General features: G+C 59.5%; 22 protein-coding genes. 10 read left to right on the top strand and 12 right to left on the bottom strand.

The window, feature by feature from the left end:
* Nucleotides 1–41 precede the first annotated feature (41 nt).
* Nucleotides 42–206 carry a hypothetical protein gene (locus GAO09_RS29765; protein ID WP_209018870.1) on the top strand — a complete coding sequence of 55 codons (165 nt, stop codon included), beginning with the start codon at nucleotides 42–44 and terminating at the stop codon, nucleotides 204–206.
* Nucleotides 207–221: 15 nt separating this feature from the next.
* Here GAO09_RS29765 and der read toward each other — a convergent pair whose 3' ends face one another.
* Nucleotides 222–1,646: a ribosome biogenesis GTPase Der gene (gene der / locus GAO09_RS27475; protein WP_153359840.1), complete on the bottom strand. Its 1,425-nt coding sequence runs from the start codon at nucleotides 1,644–1,646 to the stop codon at nucleotides 222–224.
* Nucleotides 1,647–1,692: 46 nt separating this feature from the next.
* The gene (locus GAO09_RS27480; protein WP_153359841.1) at nucleotides 1,693–2,364 is read right to left on the bottom strand and encodes a tetratricopeptide repeat protein; all 672 of its coding nucleotides are present in this window, start codon (nucleotides 2,362–2,364) and stop codon (nucleotides 1,693–1,695) included.
* 230 nt (nucleotides 2,365–2,594) lie between these two features.
* Between GAO09_RS27480 and GAO09_RS27485 the strand changes: the two genes are divergently transcribed.
* Both GAO09_RS27485 and GAO09_RS27490 read left to right on the top strand, forming a co-directional pair.
* Complete coding sequence (locus GAO09_RS27485; protein ID WP_235938534.1) at nucleotides 2,595–3,635, top strand: polysaccharide deacetylase family protein; 1,041 nt, start codon at nucleotides 2,595–2,597, stop codon at nucleotides 3,633–3,635.
* Between the two features lie 54 nt (nucleotides 3,636–3,689).
* Nucleotides 3,690–4,043, top strand: a complete 354-nt coding sequence (locus GAO09_RS27490) for a VanZ family protein (RefSeq protein ID WP_153359842.1) — start codon at nucleotides 3,690–3,692, stop codon at nucleotides 4,041–4,043.
* Nucleotides 4,044–4,116: 73 nt separating this feature from the next.
* On the opposite strand, the gene sbmA is transcribed toward GAO09_RS27490, so the two are convergent.
* The 4 genes from sbmA to GAO09_RS27510 all read right to left on the bottom strand — a co-directional run bounded on the left by sbmA (nucleotide 4,117) and on the right by GAO09_RS27510 (nucleotide 8,691).
* Nucleotides 4,117–5,391, bottom strand: coding sequence for a peptide antibiotic transporter SbmA (gene sbmA, locus GAO09_RS27495; RefSeq protein ID WP_324184658.1), 1,275 nt, complete (start codon nucleotides 5,389–5,391; stop codon nucleotides 4,117–4,119).
* Nucleotides 5,392–5,519: 128 nt separating this feature from the next.
* On the bottom strand, nucleotides 5,520–6,689 hold the full coding sequence (locus GAO09_RS27500) for a YbfB/YjiJ family MFS transporter (protein ID WP_153359844.1): 1,170 nt from the start codon (nucleotides 6,687–6,689) through the stop codon (nucleotides 5,520–5,522).
* 131 nt (nucleotides 6,690–6,820) lie between these two features.
* The gene (gene map, locus GAO09_RS27505; protein WP_153359846.1) at nucleotides 6,821–7,576 is read right to left on the bottom strand and encodes a type I methionyl aminopeptidase; all 756 of its coding nucleotides are present in this window, start codon (nucleotides 7,574–7,576) and stop codon (nucleotides 6,821–6,823) included.
* Between the two features lie 53 nt (nucleotides 7,577–7,629).
* A complete protein-coding gene (locus tag GAO09_RS27510; RefSeq protein WP_153360567.1) occupies nucleotides 7,630–8,691 on the bottom strand; it encodes an LLM class flavin-dependent oxidoreductase in 1,062 nt (353 codons plus the stop codon).
* Nucleotides 8,692–8,993: 302 nt separating this feature from the next.
* Between GAO09_RS27510 and GAO09_RS27515 the strand changes: the two genes are divergently transcribed.
* The 3 genes from GAO09_RS27515 to GAO09_RS27525 are packed head-to-tail and all read left to right on the top strand — an operon-like array spanning nucleotide 8,994 to nucleotide 10,325.
* Complete coding sequence (locus GAO09_RS27515) at nucleotides 8,994–9,443, top strand: hypothetical protein (RefSeq protein WP_153359848.1); 450 nt, start codon at nucleotides 8,994–8,996, stop codon at nucleotides 9,441–9,443.
* Nucleotides 9,443–10,093, top strand: a complete 651-nt coding sequence (locus tag GAO09_RS27520; protein WP_153359850.1) for an OmpA family protein — start codon at nucleotides 9,443–9,445, stop codon at nucleotides 10,091–10,093. Before GAO09_RS27515 ends, GAO09_RS27520 begins: the two co-directional genes overlap by 1 nt.
* Before the next feature lies 1 nt (nucleotide 10,094).
* Nucleotides 10,095–10,325 carry a hypothetical protein gene (locus GAO09_RS27525; protein WP_153359852.1) on the top strand — a complete coding sequence of 77 codons (231 nt, stop codon included), beginning with the start codon at nucleotides 10,095–10,097 and terminating at the stop codon, nucleotides 10,323–10,325.
* A gap of 100 nt (nucleotides 10,326–10,425) precedes the next feature.
* Here the strand turns inward: GAO09_RS27525 and GAO09_RS27530 are convergent, their stop codons facing one another.
* Nucleotides 10,426–10,887, bottom strand: coding sequence for an SRPBCC family protein (locus GAO09_RS27530; protein ID WP_153359854.1), 462 nt, complete (start codon nucleotides 10,885–10,887; stop codon nucleotides 10,426–10,428).
* 165 nt (nucleotides 10,888–11,052) lie between these two features.
* On the opposite strand from GAO09_RS27530, the gene GAO09_RS27535 reads away from it, so the two are divergent.
* Nucleotides 11,053–11,352: a DUF1905 domain-containing protein gene (locus tag GAO09_RS27535; RefSeq protein WP_153359856.1), complete on the top strand. Its 300-nt coding sequence runs from the start codon at nucleotides 11,053–11,055 to the stop codon at nucleotides 11,350–11,352.
* A 3-nt stretch (nucleotides 11,353–11,355) separates the two neighbouring features.
* Here GAO09_RS27535 and GAO09_RS27540 read toward each other — a convergent pair whose 3' ends face one another.
* The 3 genes from GAO09_RS27540 to GAO09_RS27550 form a co-directional block, all read right to left on the bottom strand.
* Nucleotides 11,356–12,630 (bottom strand): RNA polymerase sigma factor, encoded by a 1,275-nt coding sequence (locus GAO09_RS27540; RefSeq protein ID WP_153359858.1) that lies wholly within the window; start codon nucleotides 12,628–12,630, stop codon nucleotides 11,356–11,358.
* Nucleotides 12,627–13,016: a YciI family protein gene (locus GAO09_RS27545; protein ID WP_153359860.1), complete on the bottom strand. Its 390-nt coding sequence runs from the start codon at nucleotides 13,014–13,016 to the stop codon at nucleotides 12,627–12,629. Before GAO09_RS27545 ends, GAO09_RS27540 begins: the two co-directional genes overlap by 4 nt.
* 141 nt (nucleotides 13,017–13,157) lie before the next feature.
* On the bottom strand, nucleotides 13,158–14,201 hold the full coding sequence (locus tag GAO09_RS27550) for an SMP-30/gluconolactonase/LRE family protein (protein ID WP_324184656.1): 1,044 nt from the start codon (nucleotides 14,199–14,201) through the stop codon (nucleotides 13,158–13,160).
* Between the two features lie 390 nt (nucleotides 14,202–14,591).
* On the opposite strand from GAO09_RS27550, the gene GAO09_RS27555 reads away from it, so the two are divergent.
* Both GAO09_RS27555 and GAO09_RS27560 read left to right on the top strand, forming a co-directional pair.
* Nucleotides 14,592–16,550 (top strand): methyl-accepting chemotaxis protein, encoded by a 1,959-nt coding sequence (locus tag GAO09_RS27555; protein ID WP_153359862.1) that lies wholly within the window; start codon nucleotides 14,592–14,594, stop codon nucleotides 16,548–16,550.
* 335 nt (nucleotides 16,551–16,885) lie between these two features.
* Nucleotides 16,886–18,805: a methyl-accepting chemotaxis protein gene (locus tag GAO09_RS27560; protein ID WP_153359864.1), complete on the top strand. Its 1,920-nt coding sequence runs from the start codon at nucleotides 16,886–16,888 to the stop codon at nucleotides 18,803–18,805.
* A 74-nt stretch (nucleotides 18,806–18,879) separates the two neighbouring features.
* Here GAO09_RS27560 and GAO09_RS27565 read toward each other — a convergent pair whose 3' ends face one another.
* The gene (locus GAO09_RS27565) at nucleotides 18,880–19,773 is read right to left on the bottom strand and encodes a DMT family transporter (protein WP_153359866.1); all 894 of its coding nucleotides are present in this window, start codon (nucleotides 19,771–19,773) and stop codon (nucleotides 18,880–18,882) included.
* A 396-nt stretch (nucleotides 19,774–20,169) separates the two neighbouring features.
* Between GAO09_RS27565 and GAO09_RS27570 the strand changes: the two genes are divergently transcribed.
* On the top strand, nucleotides 20,170–20,835 hold the full coding sequence (locus GAO09_RS27570) for an outer membrane protein (RefSeq protein ID WP_153359868.1): 666 nt from the start codon (nucleotides 20,170–20,172) through the stop codon (nucleotides 20,833–20,835).
* Between the two features lie 70 nt (nucleotides 20,836–20,905).
* Here the strand turns inward: GAO09_RS27570 and GAO09_RS27575 are convergent, their stop codons facing one another.
* The gene (locus tag GAO09_RS27575; protein ID WP_153359870.1) at nucleotides 20,906–22,489 is read right to left on the bottom strand and encodes an MFS transporter; all 1,584 of its coding nucleotides are present in this window, start codon (nucleotides 22,487–22,489) and stop codon (nucleotides 20,906–20,908) included.
* Nucleotides 22,490–22,512: the final 23 nt, after the last annotated feature.

The following is a 22,512-nucleotide window of genomic DNA, read 5'->3' on the forward strand; positions in this document are numbered from 1 at the left end:
AGAATTATGAATGTGGATGAGAATACGAAAAGCCGCCGGACATGGCTGAGGCCGGATCATCGGGATGGATCGCACATGTCGGGAAAGCGCGCTGGATCACGCTGATCGACGTTATAACGCGACAATCACAAAGCCTCGGCCATGTCGGCTCCGGCATATCAGATGAGGGAAATACACGCGTCACCACCCATACGGGTGACGCGTGATAATTTTTCGCGCGCTCAGCGCTTTCTGCGGCGACCTTCGAACGGGTTGTCGCCTGCTTTGAAATGGATGCGGATCGGCACGCCCGGCATGTCGAAATCGGTGCGCAGGTTGTTGGTCATGTAACGCACATAACTTTCCGGCAGCGCGTCGGGGCGCGTGCAGGAGACCATAAAGGCCGGCGGGCGGGCTTTCACCTGCGTCATGTATTTCAGCTTCAGGCGACGCCCGGAAACGGCCGGTGGCGGATGTTGCGTCGTTGTCTGATCGAGCCAGCGGTTCAGGCGGGCGGTGGAGATGCGCTTGTTCCAGACCCTGTCGGTATCGACAATGCTCTGCATCAATTTGTCGAGGCCGTAACCGGTCTGGCCGGAAATCGGCACGGCGCGAATGCCGCGTGCCTGCGGCAGCAGACGTTCCGTCTTTTCGCGAAGTTCGGCAAGCACTGCCTGCGGATCCTCGATCATGTCCCACTTGTTGAAAGCGAGAACGGCGGCACGGCCTTCGCGAAGAACCAGATCGGCGATCTGCAGGTCCTGCTTTTCGAAGGGGATGGTAGCATCGAAGACGATGACGACCGTTTCGGCAAAACGGATCGAGCGCAGCGCATCGGCGACGGACAGCTTTTCCAGCTTTTCCTGCACGCGCGCCTTGCGGCGCATACCGGCGGTATCGAACATCTTGATGGTGCGTCCGCGCCAGTCCCATTCGACGGAAATGCTGTCGCGGGTAATACCGGCTTCCGGGCCGGTGAGCAGACGGTCTTCACCGAGGAAGCGGTTAATAAGCGTCGACTTTCCGGCATTCGGGCGACCGACGATGGCCACGCGCAAAGGCAGCGTCTCGTCATAGCCGATTTCGGCGTCGTCATCCTCGTCGTCGAAATCGCTGTCGCGCACGTCGACATCGGTCACGGCTTCATCGACCTCTTCCGGGAAGGCGGCCTCTTCGCCAATCGCCTCAACGATGGCGTCGCGCAGGTCGATCATGCCCTGGCCGTGTTCGGCCGAGATCGGAACCGGTTCGCCAAGACCGAGCGTATAGGCATCGTAGAAGCCGCCATCCGAGCCCTTGGCTTCGGACTTGTTGGCGACCAGCACCACCGGCTTGCCGCTGCGGCGCAGAAGTTCGCCAAAGGTCTTGTCGAGCGGCGTCAGGCCCGCCTTGGCATCGACCACGAACAGCGTCAGGTCGGCTTCCTCGATTGCCATTTCCGTCTGGGCGCGCATGCGGCCTTCAAGCGTATCGGCACCGGCCTCTTCCAGACCGGCGGTATCGATGATGGTGAAGCGCAGGTCGACAAGCTTGGCATCGCCCGGACGACGGTCGCGGGTCACGCCCGGCGTATCATCGACCAGCGCAAGCTTCTTGCCGACCAGCCGGTTGAACAGCGTCGACTTGCCGACATTCGGGCGTCCGACGATGGCGACGGTGAAGCTCATGTGGTTTCTTTCTCTTTTTGGGCGCGTTCAGCCGGTCCGGCTGAAATCAGGGCGCCTTGCCGGATGCGGCGATGTTGTCGAGCATGATCTGCGCGCGCTGGGCGACATTGCGCGGCGCGTCTGCAGCATTGGTGATCTGCGTGAACCAGTCCTTGGACTGCTTCATGTTGTCGGCCTTATAGGCGGCAAGGCCCAGCGCCTCGCGCGCGGAAAAGCGCAGCGCATGGCCATCGCTCGTCAGCACTTCGGCTTCAGCGGCAACCTGATCATAACTGGCGGTATCCACCAGCAGGAAGGCAGCACGAAGCTTGGCAACATCACGAACCAGTGCCGGGACTGCATTGTCCTTGGAAATGGCCTGGAAACTGGCGATGGCGGCGGGCTTGCCACCTTTTTCGGCCTGCAGGGCAGCAGTACGCAACTTGGCCAGAACCGGATAGGAACCGGTGCCATCCTTTTCAATTTCGGCAAAAGCGGCAAGCGCCTCATCCGTCTTATTTTCGCCCGCCAGCGCCAGTGCCGCGATGAAGCGGTCGCCGGAGGCCGAAGCGTTGTTGGAATGCCAGTATTCGTAACCGCGATGACCGGCGACACCAACGACGAGCAGAACCGCCGCGCCGATGAAGATACGGCCAAAACGCTTCCACGCCTTGTTCATCTGCTCCGAGCGCAGTTCGTCGTTCACTTCGCGAATGAAGGTGTCGTCGTTATTTGCCATGCCAGTCTCCGGCCGCGCGGCCTCTGAATGCGGAAAGACCGCCTTCTAGCGTATTTTACCGCTCATGTAAGGCCCTTCGTGCAATTCACGAAAGCTTGTTAACGCCCAACGTGCAGGATGAGGCCGAGACGCAGCCTAAATTTTGTCATCACGCACAAAGCTTCGCCGCAATCTCGACGCAGAAGCGTTGGCAACAATTCATATCCGAAAATGATTTTCGACAGGTTTTTATGTCCAGCGTATCGTCACTGCTCGCCCGCACCCTGCTTGCCGCCCTGCCCGCCGCATGTCTCGCAACCACGGCCGTCGCGGAAGAAAAGCCGAAGCAGCTGGTGCTGATTTCCTTTGATGGCGCCGGCGATAACGACCTGTGGCAGCGCAGCCGGGACATTGCGAAACGCGGCAACGCCCACTTCACCTATTTTCTGTCCTGCACTTTGGTCATCGACCGCGCCTCGGCAAAAACCTATCAGGGCCCGGGTCAGAAACCCGGCCGCTCGAATATCGGGTTTGCCCAGACCAAGGAAGAAGCCCGCATCCGCCTCGGTCATGTCTGGCAGGCGAAGCTGGAAGGCAACGAGATTGCCAGCCATACCTGCGGCCATTTCGATGGCGGCGAATGGACGATGCAGCAGTGGATGCAGGAACTGACGACGTTTCGTAACGTATTGTCCAACGCCTGGGCCGCCAATGATGCGGCAGAACAGGAGCCGGCCGGCTGGCAGGATTTTGTCAAAACCGGCATCCGGGGCTTTCGCGCACCCTATCTCAGCCAAAGCCCGGAGCTGATGAAAGCCGAACGTCAGTCCGGTTTTGTCTATGACGCCAGCCCCGTGACGAGAGGCCCGGAAGTGCCGAAGGAAAAGGACGAGGTTTTCCGTTTCGGCCTGCCGACCATTCCGGAAGGGCCGAACCAGCGACAGATCATCGCCATGGACTACAACCTGTTCATCCGCCACTCGGCCGGCATCGAAAACCCCAGCCGCTCGGCGGAATTCGAGGAACGCGCCTATTCCGCCTTCAGGGCCGCCTTCGACAAGCAATATGACGGTGAACGCATTCCATTGCAGATCGGCCTCCATTTCGTCGAGATGAATGCCGGGGCCTATTGGCGGGCGATGGAACGGCTGGTGACCGAAGTCTGCGGCAAACAGGATGTCGCCTGCGTTACCCATTCAGAGGCGATGGCGATGCTGTCGGAGCCGGCCACGACCACCTCTGCCAACCTGCGGCCAACGCTTCCCGTCTCGGCGCCATCATCGGGCCTTTAACCACGCACGGCGATAGCGTTTTCCAACGCGGTCCTGCCGGAATATGACAGTGCCATGACACGAACGATCCTGAAAATTTTGCCATGGTCGGCGCTGGCCTTCGTGGTTTTTGCCACGGTCTCGCCGATTGAGATGCGGCCGCATGATCTTCTGCCGGTCAATGTCGACCGCGCCGGCGCGTTTGCGGTGATGGCCTTCCTGTTCGTGCTCGCCTATCCGCGTCACTGGAAGCTTTGCGCCCTGCTGCTTCTGATGGGGGCTGGAGCGATCGAGCTTCTGCAATTTCTGTCCCCCAGCCGCCACGCAAATGCCGATGATGCACTAATCAAGGCAGGCGGTGCTGCAGTCGGCTGCGTGATGGGCTGGGGTCTCAACCGCTTTCGCGGACGGCCGGCGGCGCTCTCTTAAATTCTCTTTGCCAATCACAAAACAAAACCGCGTCGGATTTTCATCCGACGCGGCCAGGATGTTTTTTTGGCGATCAGGTCGGCTTATTCGCCGCTATCTCGCCGCCTTCAGCCTCGCGTTCGAGATAGTTCTGGTCGATCACCGGTAGAGGTTCATCATCGATCGCTGCCTCGAATGCCTTCAAACGTTTGTAGATCGACATCAACTCGACGATCGTGGTCCACGAATTGATGAGGTACTGGAATGAACCACGGACCTGATCGAAGACGTTGCTGATCTGGGTGAAGATGCCAAGCGTTACCTTGCCCGCTGCAATCGATGGGATCAACACGACGAGACTGTAGATGTTGTCTGCCTGCAGGTAGAAAATGCGCGCGATGTTGAAATACAGGTAGTGGAAATACAGGCGGAAATAATTCTTCCGGACATTCGCGAAAAGTTCGGCCATGGTCGCCGGCTGGGCGCGATCCTCATGATCTTCACCATAAACGAGCTCTTTCCGGTAGGCCGCTTCGACGCGCTGGTTGCGGAACTCCAGGCCAGGCAGCTTTATGCCCACCAGTGCCAAAAACCCGGTACCAAACAGCGACCATACGACCGCGGCCCATACAAGCGCGTGCGGGATCGCGCCGATGATCGGAAGTTCCGAGATTGTTTCGGAGAACGTAAAAAGAACCGGCAAAAAGGCAATAAGCGTCATGATCGATCGCACGAACCCGACACCCAAACCTTCAACCGTCGTCGAGAAGCGCATCGTGTCTTCCTGAACACGCTGCGATGCCCCTTCGATGTGGCGTAGCTTGGTCCAATTGGCCATGTAGAATTCGTTCATCGCCGTACGCCAACGGAAGATGTAGTGGCTGACAAAAAACAGATTAAGGACACCAACGGTCACTGCGAGAAAAAGGATACCCGCAACCCCGACCAAGCCAAGATACAGCTGTTCTGCTGTAACTGGGGCCGTTTTGGCCAACGCTTGCTGAATGAGATCGTAATACGGCCCGTACCAGGCATTCAGCGCAACGCTGACCTGAACTGAAAAATAGGTCGTGAAGATGATCAGGGCACTGCCGAGAACAGACCAGTTCTGCCAGCGGTGCGGCGCCAGCTTGAACCAGACAGCGGCGAATATGGCAGTTGCGGCGATGTAGTAAACATAGAACCAAAGAAAAGGTGTCGACCAGAACAGTGAAATTCCGATCGGCGGCGCATCGCCCTGCGGTGGGGCCAGTCCGATCAAAGCACCAAGCTGAGAGCCTCCGGCATACCAGGAGACGATGACAATCATCGCCCAGATGAATGCCGAGCTAAAGAACATTTTCGGTCGGGGGAAAAACGAGTGGAACACGGAGCGGCAGCTTTCCTGAGTTCGAATCTAACAAAGGTCGGGGCGACCTTTAAGCGCGAAACTAAGGCAAGTCCAAGGGAGCGGCAATGGCTCTTAGCCTTTGTTACCTATTTGTAACCGTGGGTGTTTTAGCTGCGTTCCCGCACCAACGGCAAAGACAGTGCGATGGCCGCGACCAGCACGCCTGCAGCCAGCAGCGAAGGCGCGGTAAAGCTGCCCGTGCGTTCAGCCACGAAACCGGCCACCAGCGGCCCGACGATCTGGCCGACACCGAAAGCGGCTGTGAGCACGGCGATGGCGCGACGCGGGCTTTGCGGCGCAAAACGACGACCAAGCTGCAGGCCGAAGGCGGTGATCGCCATGAAGGTGGCACCAAGCATGAAGCCACCCACCAGCGTACCCAAAGTGACCGGCAGTTCAACCGAGGCGACGACACCGGCGAGCAGAACGATCATCGCGGCCAGATAGGTGCCGCCAAGACCAATACGGCGCACCACCGGGTTCCATGCAAACAGTGAGACCGCTGCCGTGCAGCCGGCAACGAACCACACGAGAAACTCCACCATCGGCCCGGTATTGCCCATACGCGCGATGGCAACGAGGAAGGTGGCGGTGATGACATAACCGAAACCGTAAAGCCCGTAGGACAACGCCGTCAGCAACAGTGGCAAACGCCAGACCAGCGGCGGCTCGGCCGCGCTTTTGGCGTCACCCTGCGGTTTTGGCAGAAGAATCTGGACGAAGGCGAAGATGGCAAGAACGACAGCGGCCGAGGCAAACCAGTCGAGTTGCCAGCCATGCGCGGCATCGCCCGCCATCGCATTGATGCCGAGCACCAGAAGCGAGGACAGCGCAATGCCGATACCGACACCACCAAAATGCAGCATGCCGATCGTCGGGCGCCCTGCGGCATGCATCATCACGATCGATGTGGTGAACAGCATGGCAAGCGCGCTCGCGGCTCCCGCGAGAAAACGGATGACGGTGAAAGCCGTAACCGACGTCGTCAGCCCCATGGCGGCCAAAAGCACGGCGCTGGCCAGAAGTCCGGCAAGCGCCACCTTACGCTCCCGCCCCGCCGCCCAGCCATAGGCGGAAGCGATGGCACCGAGCAGATAACCTGCAAAATTGCCGGCCGCGACCGTCCCGGCATCGGCGGCAGACAATGGGATGCCGGCAATCATGCCCGGCAGGATCGGCGTATAGACAAAACGGCCGAACCCCATGGCACCGGCCATGGCGGCAGCACCGGCAAGACCAATCCAGAGCGATGATGAGGGAGACGAAGAAGAGGACATAAACGGCTTATCGCACCGGGCATTTCGCCTGACAAACCACAAATTCTGATCGCTACGATCAGAATGCCGGGATGAGAAGATTGCGATCGACAGGCTTGAGGCGCCGTCATTGACAGCGCCTCGTCAAAGTATCAGTCCGGCAAGGTCAGGATGATCGGGCCGTTTCGGGTGACGACGATCGTGTGTTCGTATTGCACGGTCGGCGCGCGTGGATCGCTGTAGAGTGTCCAGGGATCGCCATTGCCACCGTCTTCCGCCCAGGTACCGCCGAGCGACAGGAAAGGCTCGATGGTGAACACCAGCCCCTCTTCCATGAACCGGGTTTCATCCGGATCCGGCCAGGTGGAAATTTCCTTCGGCTCCTCGTGCAGCGAGTGGCCGACACCGTGGCTGGCAAGGTTGGAAATCAGCGTATAGCGGTTCTTGGCGGCAAATGCGCCAATGGCATTGCCGATGCCGGCGATCGGCTTGCCGGTCTTCACCTGCTGCAACCCGGTCCACAGCGCACGACGACCGTCGCGGCACAGTTTTTCGATCTGCTTGCTGACCGGCGGCACGGCAAAGGACGAACCGGTATCGCCGAAAAATCCGTCCTTGACGGCGGAGACATCGATATTGACGAGATCGCCTGCCTCAATGCGACGGTCGCCGGGTATGCCGTGCGCCACTTCCTCATTGACGCTAATGCAGGTCGCGCCCGGAAATTCGTAGCAGAATTCCGGCGCAGACTGCGCGCCATTGTCTTCCAGTACCTTGCGGCCGATGAGATCGAGTTCGCGGGTGGTGATGCCCGGCTCGAGCGCCTTTGCCATGGTTTCGACGGCCACGGCGCAGAGACGCCCAATGTCCTTGAGCTTTTGCAGCTCTTCTTCGGTGGAAATCACCATACTTGCGTTCTTCCTATCATCGCATCTGCCGGGCTTCCCCCAAAGCCGGCTTTTCAGGCAGCCGGTTTCGCGCCATCGGACGATCCGGTCAATTCCTTTCTGACGAGCGGCGCGACTTTCGTACCGTAAAGTTCGATGCCGCGCATGATCTGGGCATGCGGCATCAGCCCGATCGCCATCTGCAGCAAGAAACGATCATTCTTGAACAGCCGGTGTGCCGCCACGATCTTTTCGGCCACCACTTCCGGATCACCAAGGAAGAGATTGCCCTGCGGGCCGCGCGCCGCATCGAAATGCGCCCGGTTTGTCGGTCCCCAGCCGCGTTCGCGACCTATGCGATTCATCACCTCAGCCTGCGGGCCGTAAAACTGGTCGGCAGCCGCTTCCGTCGTATCGGCGATAAAGCCATGGACATTGATACTGGTTTTCAGCGTCGACGGATCCTGTCCCGCGCGGCGGGCAGCCTCGCGGTAGAGATCGAACATCGGCGCAAACCGGCGATATTCACCGCCGATAATGGCGATGGCGAGCGGCAGGCCCATCGCGCCGGCCCGCGCCACCGATTCTGGCGTGCCGCCAACGGCGATCCAGATCGGCAGCCTGTCCTGCAACGGACGCGGATAAACACCGCGGGCATTAATCGGCGAACGCAGTTTTCCTTCGTTCCAACTCAGGACTTCCTGATCACGAATGGCGAGAAGCAGATCGAGCTTTTCGGAAAACAGCTGGTCGTAATCGCCGAGATCATATCCGAACAGCGGGAAGGACTCGATGAAGGAGCCGCGCCCCGCCATGATTTCCGCCCGGCCATCGGATAAGAGATCGACTGTCGAAAACTGTTGAAACACACGCACCGGCTCGTCGGACGAGAGAACCGACACGGCGCTGGTCAGCCGGATGTTTTTGGTGCGCACGGCGGCTGCGGCCAGCACGGTCGACGGGGACGAAGCCGCGTAATCGACACGGTGATGTTCGCCGAGACCAAACACGTCCAGACCGACCTGATCGGCCAGTTCGATTTCCTCGAGCAGGTCCTTCAGGCGCCGATGTGCTTCCGCACCCTTGTTGGCTGCATTCGGATCCACATCCGCAAAAGTATAAAGGCCGAGTTCCATGTGCTCAAAAAATCCGTTGCTGTTTGCCCTCACATAGATATCGGCGGCGGCCGGCTCAAATGTGAAACTTTCGAACGCATCCTTCGAAGTTTTCGATGGGCAAAACGATTCCGATTTCAGAAGGTTGCGGCGATAAGCGGATTCATCATGCAAGAACCTCACCTCGGCGTGCTGTCTCCCAAAGATCACACAAACACCGCGAAATCCCATAAAAATATACTGGCCCGATGAAATAAAACGATCGGCTCCTATAACCACCGGACAAGGAATAAATCCGAATTGGTTCTAGGGAGTTACTTCGCATGCTGAGAGCCTCCGCCATTGTTCTGGCGCTTCTTCTTCCCACCACCGCCTTTGCCGAGGAACGCACCGTCACCATCAAGGGAGGCCAGGTCAGCACCGAAGTGGGCCTGACCGTTCAGGTCAAATCGATCAAACTCGGTGAGGATGCCACCACCGTGCGCCTGCTCGCCAGCTTCGACAGCCAGGCGACCAATTTCATCAACATGAACGACGAGCAAAATGCCTACCTCGCCTGGGGTGATGCACCTGAGCAGCGTCTGCACATGCGCATGATCGGTGAAAACAAGTGGATGCGGGTGGCAAACGGCCAGACGATGGAAGGCGATCTCGTGTTTCCCGGCGCCGTGCCGGACGATACGGAAAAGCTGACGCTGGTGTTCAATCCGGGTCAGGACGGTGATGACACTAACGCCCCCGGCGTCACGGTACCGCTGGACATCAAGCCCTGATGCCGGCGCGTTTCGTTACGATTGCCACGGCCGGTGCGCTGCTGCTGCCGGTTTCGGCTCTGGCCTATACCGTCACCTCAGGCGCACCTGCTGTCGGCGAAGCGCCATCGCGTTTCGAGCAAGCCGATTTTCCGGCTTCCCGTTTCGAACCACGCCAGAAGGAAAGCACTGCAGCAACAACCAGCGGCGGTTCGTCCTTCGCGCTGAAAAACATGGATGACGTCACCCGGCTGAAAACCGAGGCCATGCTGTCGGCGCTTGGCGCAAGACAGGAAGGCAATCGCATCATCGTTGCCCTGCCCGCCGATGTGCTGTTCGACTTCGACAAGTCGAACATCCGGCCGGATGCCCGCGCCGTGCTCGGGCAATTGTCCGGCATCCTGCTGGCGATGCCGAAATCACCTGTGGGCATTACCGGCCACACCGATGCCAAGGGCAGCGACGATTATAACCAGCGCCTTTCGGAGCAGCGTGCCACCTCGGTGCGCAAATGGCTGGCCCAACTGGGTGTCGCCGATCGCCGCATGACCACGTCCGGCAAGGGCGAAGCCGAACCGGTTGTTCCCAACCAGAATGCAGATGGCAGCGACGATCCCGGCGGCCGCCAGAAGAACCGGCGTGTTGAATTTGCCATTGGAACAGGAGACTGACATGGCTCTCACCACCTGCCCCGATTGCGCCGGCCAGGTCTCGGACAAGGCGATCGCCTGCCCGGCCTGCGGTTACCCGATGATGCAGACCAAGGGCAAAAGCGCCTGGCCGGGTATGCTCGGCGGCGTCGCCGGCACCTATATCTCGGCTCAGGCCGTGGTCTCGATCGTGCTCGGCAGCGTCATGATGTTTGCTTTTGCGGCAATCATGATCGCCGCCATCGTTAGCTGATACAAACGAATGGCGGGCGTTTCCCCACGCCCGCGCCTTCAAAATCGCTGAATCGATATCGCAGGCTACTGTCGTAATCGCCTGAAAAATCTCTAAAAAATCAGAACGTCTTGGCGATATCCGCCATCTGGCCGGCAACGACGCCCCAGCCCTCTTCGAACCCCATCTGTTTGTGGGTTTCCATATCCTCTTCGCTCCAGTGAAGAGCCGTCGCGGTATAACGACTGCGGCCGTTGCCGAGATCTTCGAATTCGATAATGCCGGTCATGAACGGCTTTTCCGAAGGCACCCAGGCGGACGTGTAGGCATCGGTGAAAACGAGCTTCTTGTTCGGAATGACTTCGAGATAGATGCCCGGGTTCTCGAAACGCTCGCCGTTCGGCCCCTCCATGACGATCATGCTGGAGCCGCCAGCCCGCAGATCCATGCGCGCCTCGGTCACTTTCCACGGCAGCGGGCAGAACCACTCCCCGTACCGCTCCGGCGTCGTCCAAACCTTGAAGAGCTTTTCGGCAGCCACATCGAATTCGCGAACGATTTGCAGCTGATATTTGGCGGTCATGATCTCTTCCTCCTGAGTTTCAAAAGACATCGCATCGGATGATGAACCTAGGACGAATGAAGATATGGGGAACCGACAGCGCAATTGATTTTTTTTCAATTCGACACGGAAGCAGACCGTTGCGAGCCTTAGCCATCACCGTCACACTCCACGGTGAGGTAAGCCATGACCACATTCCACTTCGAAGCCACAGTCATTCCCTGGCGCGGCCCCGCCCCGTTCTTTTTCTCGCCTGTGCCTCAAGCCGTGGCCGAGGAGATCAGCCGGCTTTCAAAACTGCTGAGTTACGGCTGGGGCATGATCCCGGTGGATGTCACGATTGGCGACGGTGAATTTTATACGGCGCTTCTTCGCAAGGACGGCACCTATCTGGTGCCGTTGAAGGACGCCATGCGCAAAAAGGTTGGCGTCACCGCCGGTGACGTCGTTTCGATCACCATGACCTTGAGGCCGCCAAAAAGCTAGATTTCACGAACGAAGCTCGCCCAGCCGGTCGATCTGCATGCGAATATGCGCCGCTTCCGCCGGTGAATTGGCAAGCCCGATGGCGCGGTCAAACGCTTCGCGCGCCTCCGCCGTCTGACCGGCCTGCATCAGAAGTCCGCCGCGCACGCCGTGAAAATAGAAATATCCGTCGAGTGGAGCAGCCACGGTGGCGATCAACGCCAGTGCTTCCTCCGGCCCCTCCGCCTTTGACACGGCAACGGCGCGATTGAGGGTGACGACCGGCGACGGCTGCAGATGTTCCAGCGCCTGATAGAGAAGATCGATCTGCCACCAGTCGGTGTCCTCCGGCTTCTCCGCACGGGCATGCAACGCAGCGATCGCAGCCTGCAACTGATACGGCCCGCCGCTTTTATGGCGCACGGCCTTGTCGAGCATGGCTAGCGCTTCGGCGATCAGCTTTGTGTCCCACAGGGAGCGATCCTGATTTTCGAGCAGAATGATCTGGCCGGCCTCGTCGAAACGGGCGGCGGCGCGTGCATGCTGCAGCAGCATCAGAGTGGCAAGGCCCATGATCTCCGGCTCGGAGGGAAAGATGCGCAGAAGAATACGCACCAGCCGGATCGCCTCCTCACAGAGCGTGATGTTGTCCGGATTGTTGACGCCGGACGAATAGCCCTCGTTGAAGACGAGATAGATCATCGCAGCCACGGTCTTCAGCCGGGCGGCACGCTCATAGGCATCCGGGGTCTCGAAACCGACGACGCCCTTGTCGCCTGGCCTTCTCTCGCTCTGGGCCTTGGCAATGCGTGCCTTGGCGCGGGTAATGCGCTGTTCCATCGCCGCATCCGATACCAGAAAGGCATTGGCGATCTGCGGCACGGTGAGGCCGGATACGATGCGGAGCGACAGCGCGATTTGCTGCGTGTTCGGCAATTCGGGATGACAGCAGATGAACATCAGCCGCAAAATGTCGTCGCGGTAGTGCGAATTGTCGAGCCGGTCGGCAATATCCTCTTCCGCGTCGGAAAGATCGGAAAAGGCCGCCTCTTCCGGCAGAGGTTCGTTTTTGGCCCGTTTGCGAATCTGGTCAACGCCACTGTTGCGGCCAACAAAGATCAGCCATGCGGCGGGATCACGCGGCGCGCCCTTGTCCGGCCATGTGCGGATGGCACGCAAGCAGGCCTCCTGAAACGCCTCTTCCGCCGTATCGAGATCGCGGAAATAGCGCAGGAGCGCACCGAGCGCCTGCGGCCGTGCCGCCGTCAGCGCCAGTTCGATCCAGCCGATGTCAGTCATACGATCGCCTCTGAGGCGGTGATCTGACCCGGATGAAACACGTAAAACGGACGGATTTCATAGGACGACGAGCCCGGATTGACCGCAGACAGGTCCTTGGCGAATTTGACGGCCTCGTCCAGCGTCTCGAAATCGGCGGTATAGAAACCGAGCAGCACTTCCTTGGTTTCGGCAAAGGGACCGTCGAGCACCAGAGCTTCATCTCTGCCCTTGCGCACGGTGGTTGCCGCCGTGGTCGGCATCAGCCGCCCGACGGGCCCGAGCTTGCCAGCCTTTTCCAGTGGCGCCTGCACGGCATGGAGTTTTTCCATGACGGCGGCCTCCTCTTCCCGGGACCAGGCGAAGACGGTTTCCTCATGGGCGTAACACAGGATGGCGTAGAGCATCGGTTTCTCCTTTTGCCTTGAAGACGCAGAAGTAACGCCAGAACCGACAGCGTGCAGCAAAAAATGAAAACGGGGCCGGATCATTCAACGATCCGGCCCCGCCAGTCATTCACTCAGAGGTCATTCACTCAAGAAGGCCGATCAGACGGCGCCGCGGGTCTCAACGAACAGCGCGTAAACCGAATGGCTGGACGCCATGTACAAACGGTTCTTCTTCTTGCCGCCGAAAACGAGGTTCGGGCAACGCTCCGGCAGCTTGATGAAGCCGATGGCCTTGCCTTCCTTGTTGAAGATTTTGACACCGTTGAGGTCTTCCGGCTTGGCGCCGGCAGCGCCCGAAGAGCCCCAGCCGCACCACAGGTTGCCGTCAACGTCGACCTTGAAGCCGTCTAGGCCGCCATTGTCGTCGGCAGTGATGAGCGCCTTCTTGTTGGAAACCGTCTTGCCATCCTTCGATACGTCGTAGGACCAGACGATACGGAAAGGCTGTGCACGGCCTTCGACGACGTAGAGCTTCTTTTCGTCTTCGGAGAAAGCGATGCCGTTCGGTCCCTTCAGCTCGTCGGTGATCAGCGACAGTTCGCCTTCAGCAGAAATGCTGTAAACCGAGTGCGGCAGTTCCGGATCGGCCTTTTCGCCTTCCCATTCGCCGCCGATGCCGAACGGCGGGTCGGTGAACCACAGCGAGCCATCCGACTTGCAGACGATGTCGTTCGGCGAGTTGAGCTTCTTGCCCTTGAACTTGTCTGCGAGAACGGTGATCGAACCGTCATGCTCGGTGCGTGTGACGCGGCGCGTCAGGTGTTCGCAGGAGATCAGGCGGCCCTGCAGGTCGCGGCAATGGCCGTTGGCATAGTTCGAGTTGGCGTCGAACACGCTCCAGGTCTCGTTGGTTTCGTCGAACTTCATGACGCGGTTGTTCGGGATATCGCTGACCAGCAGGTACTTGCCGTCACCGAAATAGACCGGACCTTCGAGCCAACGGGCGCCGGTGGCGACCTGTTCCAGCGAAGCGCTGGCAACGCGGTATTTCGCAAAGCTCGGGTCGAGGACCTGAATTGCCGGATCCGGGTAGATCGGGCTCGGAGTGAAACCGATAGCCTGCGCAGAGGCAATCTTGGTGGTGACGGCGGTCGCGGCGGCAGCAACGCCCAGCGACATGATGTTACGACGGGAAAGATCCACGGGAAACGGCCCTTCAAAAACGGATTTTTTGATTTCATATCAATTTGCCCCAGCGCTCGGGGAAAGCCTGAACATGGCCCGATCCGGGATGTACCGGCGCAACCTTTTGCACTGCAACAAACAGATGGTTGCCTAATGCGCAGATGGTTACGCGGTTATGAAAATCAGGCGAAAAAGTGGCAGGCCGCCACATTTTGCCAAAATTCATGACGCGGTGCAGCAAGTGTAAGATTTTCTTATGACAATACACCTATTTTCCGCGCCAAGGACATTGCGATCAGTCAGGTCGCCGGGGCGCGCATGATGGGCGCCGTCTTAAAAGAAGACGATTCCTAAATTCCTTTTTCGCCCTGCGCTTCCGTCCCTTCAGCGTGCTTCTGAGGCTATCCGATGCTCAAGAATTTAAAGATCAAGACAAAGTTTTTGATGGCGATTGCCATCCTCGGCGTCATTTCGCTCGCCGGCCTTCTTTTTGTCACCCAGCGTTTTAGCGCTGCCAACCAGTCCTACTCGCACTTCCTGCAGAACGAGAGCACAGCCGCGACCTTCGTGCCGCGCGGTGCCGCTGGCATGTGGACGGCAACGACCTGGCTGAGCCGCGCGCTGGCCCAGGATCCGCAGTCCCCGGCCTTCAAGGATCTTTCCGAGCGTTTTGGCAAGGAAATCACCGGTGCACGCGGTCGTCTGGCACAGGTGCCGGGCCTCGTCCCCAGCCGCCAGGCCGCCACCGACGAACTCCTCGCCGGTGCCGACAAGCTGAAGGCAATCGGCGACGACCTCCTGAAGGCACATGCCGCTGGCGACGCCGCCAAGGTTACCACCCTGTCAGCCGATCTCGACAAGGCCATCGTTGAACTGTCGCCGAAATTCGGTGCCAGCAACGGCGCCATGGCAGACCTGATCAAGAACGGCGGCGATGCCCTGTCGTCAGAGGTTTCCTCCACCATCCAGTTCGCCATCATCGGCATGCTGGTCGGTATCGCCATTGCTATCGTACTGGCACTGACGATCGCCCAGAAGGGCATCACCGCACCGATGGCCCGCCTGCGTGAACGCATGGCGTCGCTGGCAGCCGGCGAAACCCGCGCAGACATCGACGGCCTCGACCGCAAGGACGAAATCGGCCAGATGGCAGAAGCCGTCGCCATCTTCCGCGACAACGCGCTGGAGCGTCAGCGTCTGGAGCAGGAAGCCGAAGACAATCGCAGCCTGTCGGAACAGGAACGCATCGACCGCGAAGCCGCCAAGGCCCGCGAAGCCGCCGACGTCAAGTTTGCCGTCGACAGCCTGGCTGAAGCCCTTTCCAACCTCGCAGACGGCAACGTTTCGCACCGTATCGACCGTTCGTTCGCAGCCTCGCTCGATGGCGTCCGTAACGACTTCAACGCCTCGGCCTCGAAGCTTCAGGCAGCTCTTGAAGAAGTCGCCGCCAACGCCCGCAGCATCGAAGCCGGTTCCGGCGAGATCAAGTCGGCGGCCGACGATCTGGCCAAGCGCACCGAACAGCAGGCAGCCTCGATCGAAGAGACCGCAGCCGCTCTCGAAGAAATCACCACCACGGTGAAGGACGCCGCACGTCGGGCACAGGAAGCCGGTTCGCTGGTTGCCCGCACCCGTCAGGGCGCTGAAAAGTCCGGCGAAGTCGTTGCCAATGCCGTCAAGGCGATGGAGCAGATCGAAAAGTCTTCGGGCGAGATCGGCAACATCATCGGCGTCATCGACGACATCGCATTCCAGACCAACCTGCTGGCCCTGAACGCAGGCGTCGAAGCCGCGCGCGCCGGTGAAGCCGGCAAGGGTTTTGCCGTCGTCGCCCAGGAAGTTCGCGAACTGGCTCAGCGTTCCGCAAACGCCGCCAAGGAAATCAAGACGCTGATCACCGCTTCCAACCAGCAGGTCCAGAATGGTGTTCACCTCGTCGGCGAAACCGGCAAGGCGCTGCAGACGATCGTGACAGAGGTCCAGGAGATCAACCGCAACGTCAACGCCATCGTAGAATCGGCGCAGGAACAGTCTTCCGGTCTCCAGCAGATCAACACCGCGGTCAACGCGATGGATCAGGACACCCAGAAGAACGCCGCCATGGTGGAAGAACAGACGGCAGCAAGCCACGGCCTCGCCCGCGATGCCGCCGCCCTGAACGCCCTGCTCGCCCAGTTCAAGCTGTCGCATGCCCGCATGCAGCAGGTTGCAGCAGTAACCCGCCCGTCGGCCCCGCAGGCTGCACCGCAGTCGGCTCGCCCGATTGCTTCGCCGGCCCGCAAGCTGGCCAGCAAGGTCGCAACCGCGTTCTCCGGCAATGCCGCTCTGGCAGTGGATACGCAGACCAACGACTGGCAGGAATTCTAAGACACAAAACCGGCGGATCTGCTGCCGGATAAAACCAAGATCAAAACGGCCGCAGGCAAAAGTCTGCGGCCGTTTTGCTTGAAGATATCAAGCATTTGAAATTGGCAATCGTCAATTCTAAGTCATTGATACTGCGACATTTTGTCGAAAGCGGCCACACATCGTTAAATGTAAGAATTTATTATAAGGCCACTTCTACGGTCCGACTCCAGGACATGGGAGACACCTCCTTTTCTCTTTGCGCGCATGATGCGCGCCGTCTCCTTTCACGACGGTTCCTGCTTTTAATCTCGCAAAAAGCCTCCACCCTTTTCGCGCCTTTAAGAGGTTACCCGATGCTCAACAATTTAAAGATCAAGACGAAGTTCCTGATGGCGATCGCCATCCTCAGCCTGATATCGCTGGCAGGGCTGACCTTCGTCACCCAACGTTTCAATGCCGCCAACGTGGCTTATTCCCACTTCCTGCTCAATGAGAGCATGGCTGCAACCTTCGGCCCGCGTGGCGCCGCCGGCATGTGGACCGCCATCAACTGGCTGAACCGCGCCGTTTCGCAAGATCCCCAGTCAGACGCGTTTACGGAATTTTCCGCCAAGTTCAGCAATGAAATGACCGGCGCTCGGAATCGTCTGGCGCAGATCCCGGAAATCGTGCCAAGCCGCAAGGCTGCGATCGATGAACTGCTGGCCGGTTTCGAAGAACTCAAGGTGGTTGGCGGTGAACTTATCAAGGCGCATGCCACTGCCAACAAGCAGCAGTTCGCGGCCATGTCGGTTCGTCTGGAGCAGCTCACCATCGACATGTCGGCCAAATCGGGCGCCAATAACGGTGCCATGGCCGACCTGATCAAGAACGGTGCAGGAAAGCTGTCCGATGAAGTTTCGACCACCATCCAGCTTGGGCTCGCGGCCATGCTGGCAGGCATCGCGGTTGCCGTTGTCTGGGCGATGATCATTGCCCAGAAGGGCGTCGTCACCCCGATGGTCCGCCTCAGGGAACGTATGTCATCGCTTGCTTCCGGTGAAACCGAAGCTCCGATCGATGGTCTCGACCGCAAGGACGAGATCGGCCAAATGGCCGAGGCTGTTGCCGTGTTCCGTGACAATGCACTGGAGCGTATCCGCCTTGAGCAGGAGGCGGCAGACAATCGCAGCCTTTCGGAGCAGGAGCGTAGCGACCGCGAAGCCGCCAAGGCCCGTGAAGCGGCGGAGGTCAAGTATGCGGTCGACAGCCTTGCCAAAGCGCTATCCAACCTCGCGGACGGCAATGTTTCGCACCGTATCGAGCGCGCCTTCTCGACCTCGCTCGATGGCCTTCGCAGCGATTTCAACGCATCCGCCTCGAAACTTCAGGCAGCGCTTGAAGAAGTGGCAGCAAATGCCAACAGCATCGAAGGCGGTTCCGGCGAGATCAAGGCCGCGGCCGACGATCTTGCCAAACGCACTGAACAGCAGGCCGCCTCGGTAGAAGAAACCGCAGCGGCACTCGAGGAAATCACCACCACCGTCAAGGATGCGGCTCGCCGCGCCCAGGAGGCAGGCGACCTCGTTGCTCGCACCCGTCAGGGCGCGGAAAAATCCGGCCATGTCGTTGCCAATGCCGTCAAGGCAATGGAAGCGATCGAGAAATCATCGGGCGAGATCGGCAACATCATCGGCGTCATCGACGACATCGCATTCCAGACCAACCTGCTGGCCCTGAACGCAGGTGTCGAAGCGGCTCGTGCCGGTGAAGCCGGAAAGGGGTTTGCGGTTGTCGCCCAGGAAGTTCGCGAACTGGCCCAACGTTCAGCCAATGCCGCCAAGGAAATCAAGGCGCTGATCACGACCTCGAACCAGCAGGTTGAGAGCGGCGTTGAACTGGTCGGCGAAACGGGCCGCGCGCTGGAAGCGATCGTGTCGGAAGTGCAGGAGATCAACCGGCACGTCAACGCCATCGTCGAAAGCGCGCAGGAACAATCTTCAGGACTTCAGCAGATCAACACCGCCGTCAATACGATGGATCAGGATACGCAGAAGAACGCTGCCATGGTTGAGGAGCAGACGGCGGCAAGCCATGGCCTTGCCCGTGATGCCGCAGCACTGAACGCCCTGCTCGCGCAGTTCGATCTGTCGGGCAGCGAGGCCCATAAAAACCTCGGTGTGCGCACGGTGGAGAGAAGCGAAACACCGACTGCCTCCCCTGCCCGCATGTTGGCCGGCCGCTTGACCTCGGCATTCTCCGGCAATGCCGCGCTGGCGATTGATCGAGACTGAACTGCAGAAAGACAAAAGCATTACAGAACGGCCGCGGACCAACATCCGCGGCCGTTTCCACTCGTACCGCTTGGCTATGCCTTGGAGATTTCCATCTTTTCCTCGCGGATGCCCAGCCGGTATTCCCGCCAGACGGTGAAGAGGCCGGCGCCGACCACGACGACGGCACCGATCGCCATGTTGATCGAGATCGTCTCGCCGAAAAAGATCACGGCGACCGCCACCCCCATGACAAGCTGGAGATAGGTCAAAGGCTGCACCTCGACCGCGCGGAGCAGGCTATAGGCCTTGATCATGAAATAGTGGCTGGTGGCACCACAAATGCACAGCGCCGCCATCGCAGGCCAGTCTTCCATGGCAATCGGCGTCCAGTAGAACGGCCCGATCACGCTGGCGAGTGCCGCCCCGGCAACACCGGCGTAAAACACACTCGTCACCGCGCTGTCGGTGCTGCTCACGGCACGCGTGGCAATACTGTACAGAGCAAACATGAACCCGGCGCAAAGCGGCAGAAGCAGACGGATATCGAAATGCACATCGGTCGGGTTGAGAATGATCAATACACCCACAAGACCTGCCGCCAATGCCACACCGCGCCGCCAGCCAACCGTTTCACCCAGCAAAGGCACCGAAAGCAGCGTGATCATCAGCGGCGTCGCCTGGAAGATCGATTGCGTCATGGCAAGGCCGGCGATGGTGAAGGAAATGACCACGACGACAACTTCGCTGACGAGCAACATGCCGCGGATCACCTGCAGCACCGGTCGCTTGGTAACCACGGCACGGCGCAAGCCACCGGGCGAGGTAGCGGCCAGCAGCACGACGAAGACCGCAAACGCCCAGAAGCGGATCATCGTCACCATGATCGGCGGATATTTGTCGCCGAGAAGTTTGGAAAATGCGTCCTGCCCCGCAAAGATGGTGATCGCGAGAAGAACGTAGAGATAGCCCAGTGTCTTGCTGTTCATTGGGGGCGGCTATTCGTGACTGAGGAAATTTGCAGGATGATGTTCGCGGAGCGCGCGATTGTTCGCTCCTATACCCTTTGCCGGACCAGCGCCAGTTCACCGCGCGCCGGAACAGTACGGCCGAGGCTTGTTTTCGAAGGTCGATGATTGACCCGACAGGCAGTAGCGGAAAGGCTTGCATACGGGCAAGGTCGCTCACTTTTTCAGCTCCTTGCCCAAAAATGCCGCTTTTTGCACGTTTGATCACACAAGCGCGATCAGGATGGCGTGGAACAAAATGACTTCTTACGTTGTTAGCGCACCGTGATGGTCCGTCGCGATTTGGCTTGGGAGCCGCGGCCGGAGTGTTCGAACAATAAGGCATCTGCCTGTCACGATATCCGAGAGGAAAAGTCCATGAAGAAATTCTCCCCTGCAGCCGGCACCGCTTTGGCTTCGATTTTTGCAGCTGTTTTCGCGATGACCGCAACGTCTGCTGCGCGAGCAGCTGATGCCGTTGAGCAGATCCCGGAAGCCCCGGTGGCTATCGAGACCGCAGCACCCGTGTTTACCTGGAGCGGCCCATATGCCGGTCTGCATGGCGGTTATGGTTGGGGCAACGGCGACCTCAACACCGGGGCTGGCACATTTTCGGATAACTTCGACGGCGGACGTTTCGGCGGCTTCGTCGGTTATAACTGGCAGATGTCTAACGGTTTCGTTGCAGGTATCGAAGGCGACGTGAACTATGACTGGAACGAGGAGAGCATCGGTACCACCGATGTATCCAGCGGCTTCTCCGGTTCGGCACGCGCCCGCCTCGGTTACGCGATGGATCGCGCCCTGCCCTACATTGCTGGTGGCTGGACAGCGACAAACGTGAAGGCAGAAGGCCCGGGCATCGATACGGATGACACGCTGCATGGCTGGACGATCGGCGCGGGCGTCGATTACGCATTCACCGACAACATCTTCGGTCGTGCGGAATACCGCTACAACGACTTCGGTAGCGGCAATCTGGGTGGCGCCGATATCGATTTCGACCAGCATATCGTCAATGTCGGCATCGGCGTAAAATTCTGATCACCGATCGATTTCCGGACATTTCGAAGGGCAGCGGGATTCTTTCCGCTGCCCTTTTGCTGCTCGGTATTCAACGTGGCAACCTGACGCCAAGCGAAAACAGGAAAGCGGCAATGGCACCGACTGCCGCGAGCCCGTAAAGCCAGACATAGGAGACGGCGAGCGCCGTATCCTGTGAACCGTTATGAAGGTTGGCTACCAGCCCGGTGGCTGTTGCCACCAGACCCGCCAGTCCTGCGCCGATGGCGTAACCACCCGTGGAAACCGTCGGTAACAATGCACCGGCGCGATCCCGATCTTCATCGGATGCGCCGGCCAAAGCTGCCCTGTTCACATTCGCCCATGCGAGACCAAAGCCGGTGCCGATCATGATCTGGCTGAACACGACAAGGGCAATCGTCTGTGTTGTCAGGCCGATGGCGATGCACACAAAACCTGCCACCTGGAATAGCGGTCCCATGCGTGTGCGAAGGTCCTGCCTTTCAGGCGAAGGATGGCGGCTGGCGAAAACGGCAACGACGCTCCAGGTCAGCGCCATCAGCAGCACGATCGCCCCGACGACCGTCGGCCGATAGGCCCAGATTTCAGAGATCGCCAGTGCAAGGTAGACGGCACCAACTGAATGGCTGAGTGACATCAGCAACAGCACCCAGAGCCCGCATCCGAAGACAGAGCCCGCGCCAAAGGCATCGGCGGGCAAAAGTTTTGGACCCAGACGTCCATCGAAAACGATGGCGAGGATGAACAGGGCAATACCGGCGACCACAGCCGCAACCTGCCCCAAGGCTGACGACGCGACAGATGATAGCGACAGAACCAGAGCACCGGCGATCAACATGCCGATCGCAAAGGGTGCTGCCGCTGCCCGTTTGGCGGTGGAAGCCTCAGGTTTTGCCATCGGCGTGAGAACCAGCAGCAAAAGCAGGAACGGGACGACGGCCAGAAAAGAAATTCGCCAGGAAAACGCCTCTGCCAGCCAACCACCGGCAAGTGGCCCAAGCAACGAGGCAACTGCCCAGACCATGGCCTCGACCGCGAACACCCTCGAAATCAGACCAGATCGAAAATTGCCGGGAATGAGGCTGTAGGCTATCGCCACAATCAGACCATCCGCGATGCCCTGAAGGAGGCGACCGGTCAGAATGAAACTGAAATTGGGCGCAATAAGCGCGGCAAGGCCGCCGAGTGTAAACAGCAGGCAGGATACCAGAAGCGCCGATACCGGCCCGACGCGATCACGAAAGGCAGCGGCCCCGGTGCCCCCCGCAATCGATCCGATAAAATAAAGGCTGTATGCCCAACTGAACAGCGCGGCACCGCCAAGCTCCTCCGCAGCAAGCGGCATGGCGGCAACGATGGCAAACGAGTTGAAGGCATGCAGGCCGATGCCGGCCGACACCAATGCCAGCATGACGGCGTTGCGGCCGGACAGCAATGCAGACCAGCTGTCTTCGGGGTCAACGGCGATTGTCGGCGCGTCTGATGAACCCGAGCGGGCGGAACCCGTGATCTGCGAAACGCCCGCATCATTTTCTTCCGCCATTGCCTCACCTCTGCCTCCCCGCTCCAGCAGGGCAATTTCCTCACACGCTTCTGCAAACCTTTCGCCGCGTTGCGAAATCCGCTGCCGCAAATTTTCTTCTATCGTATCCATGTCCTGCCTTCCAATTGAGGGCC

The organism is Endobacterium cereale (assembly GCF_009617585.1).
GTDB classification, from domain to species: Bacteria; Pseudomonadota; Alphaproteobacteria; order Rhizobiales; family Rhizobiaceae; genus Neorhizobium; species Neorhizobium cereale.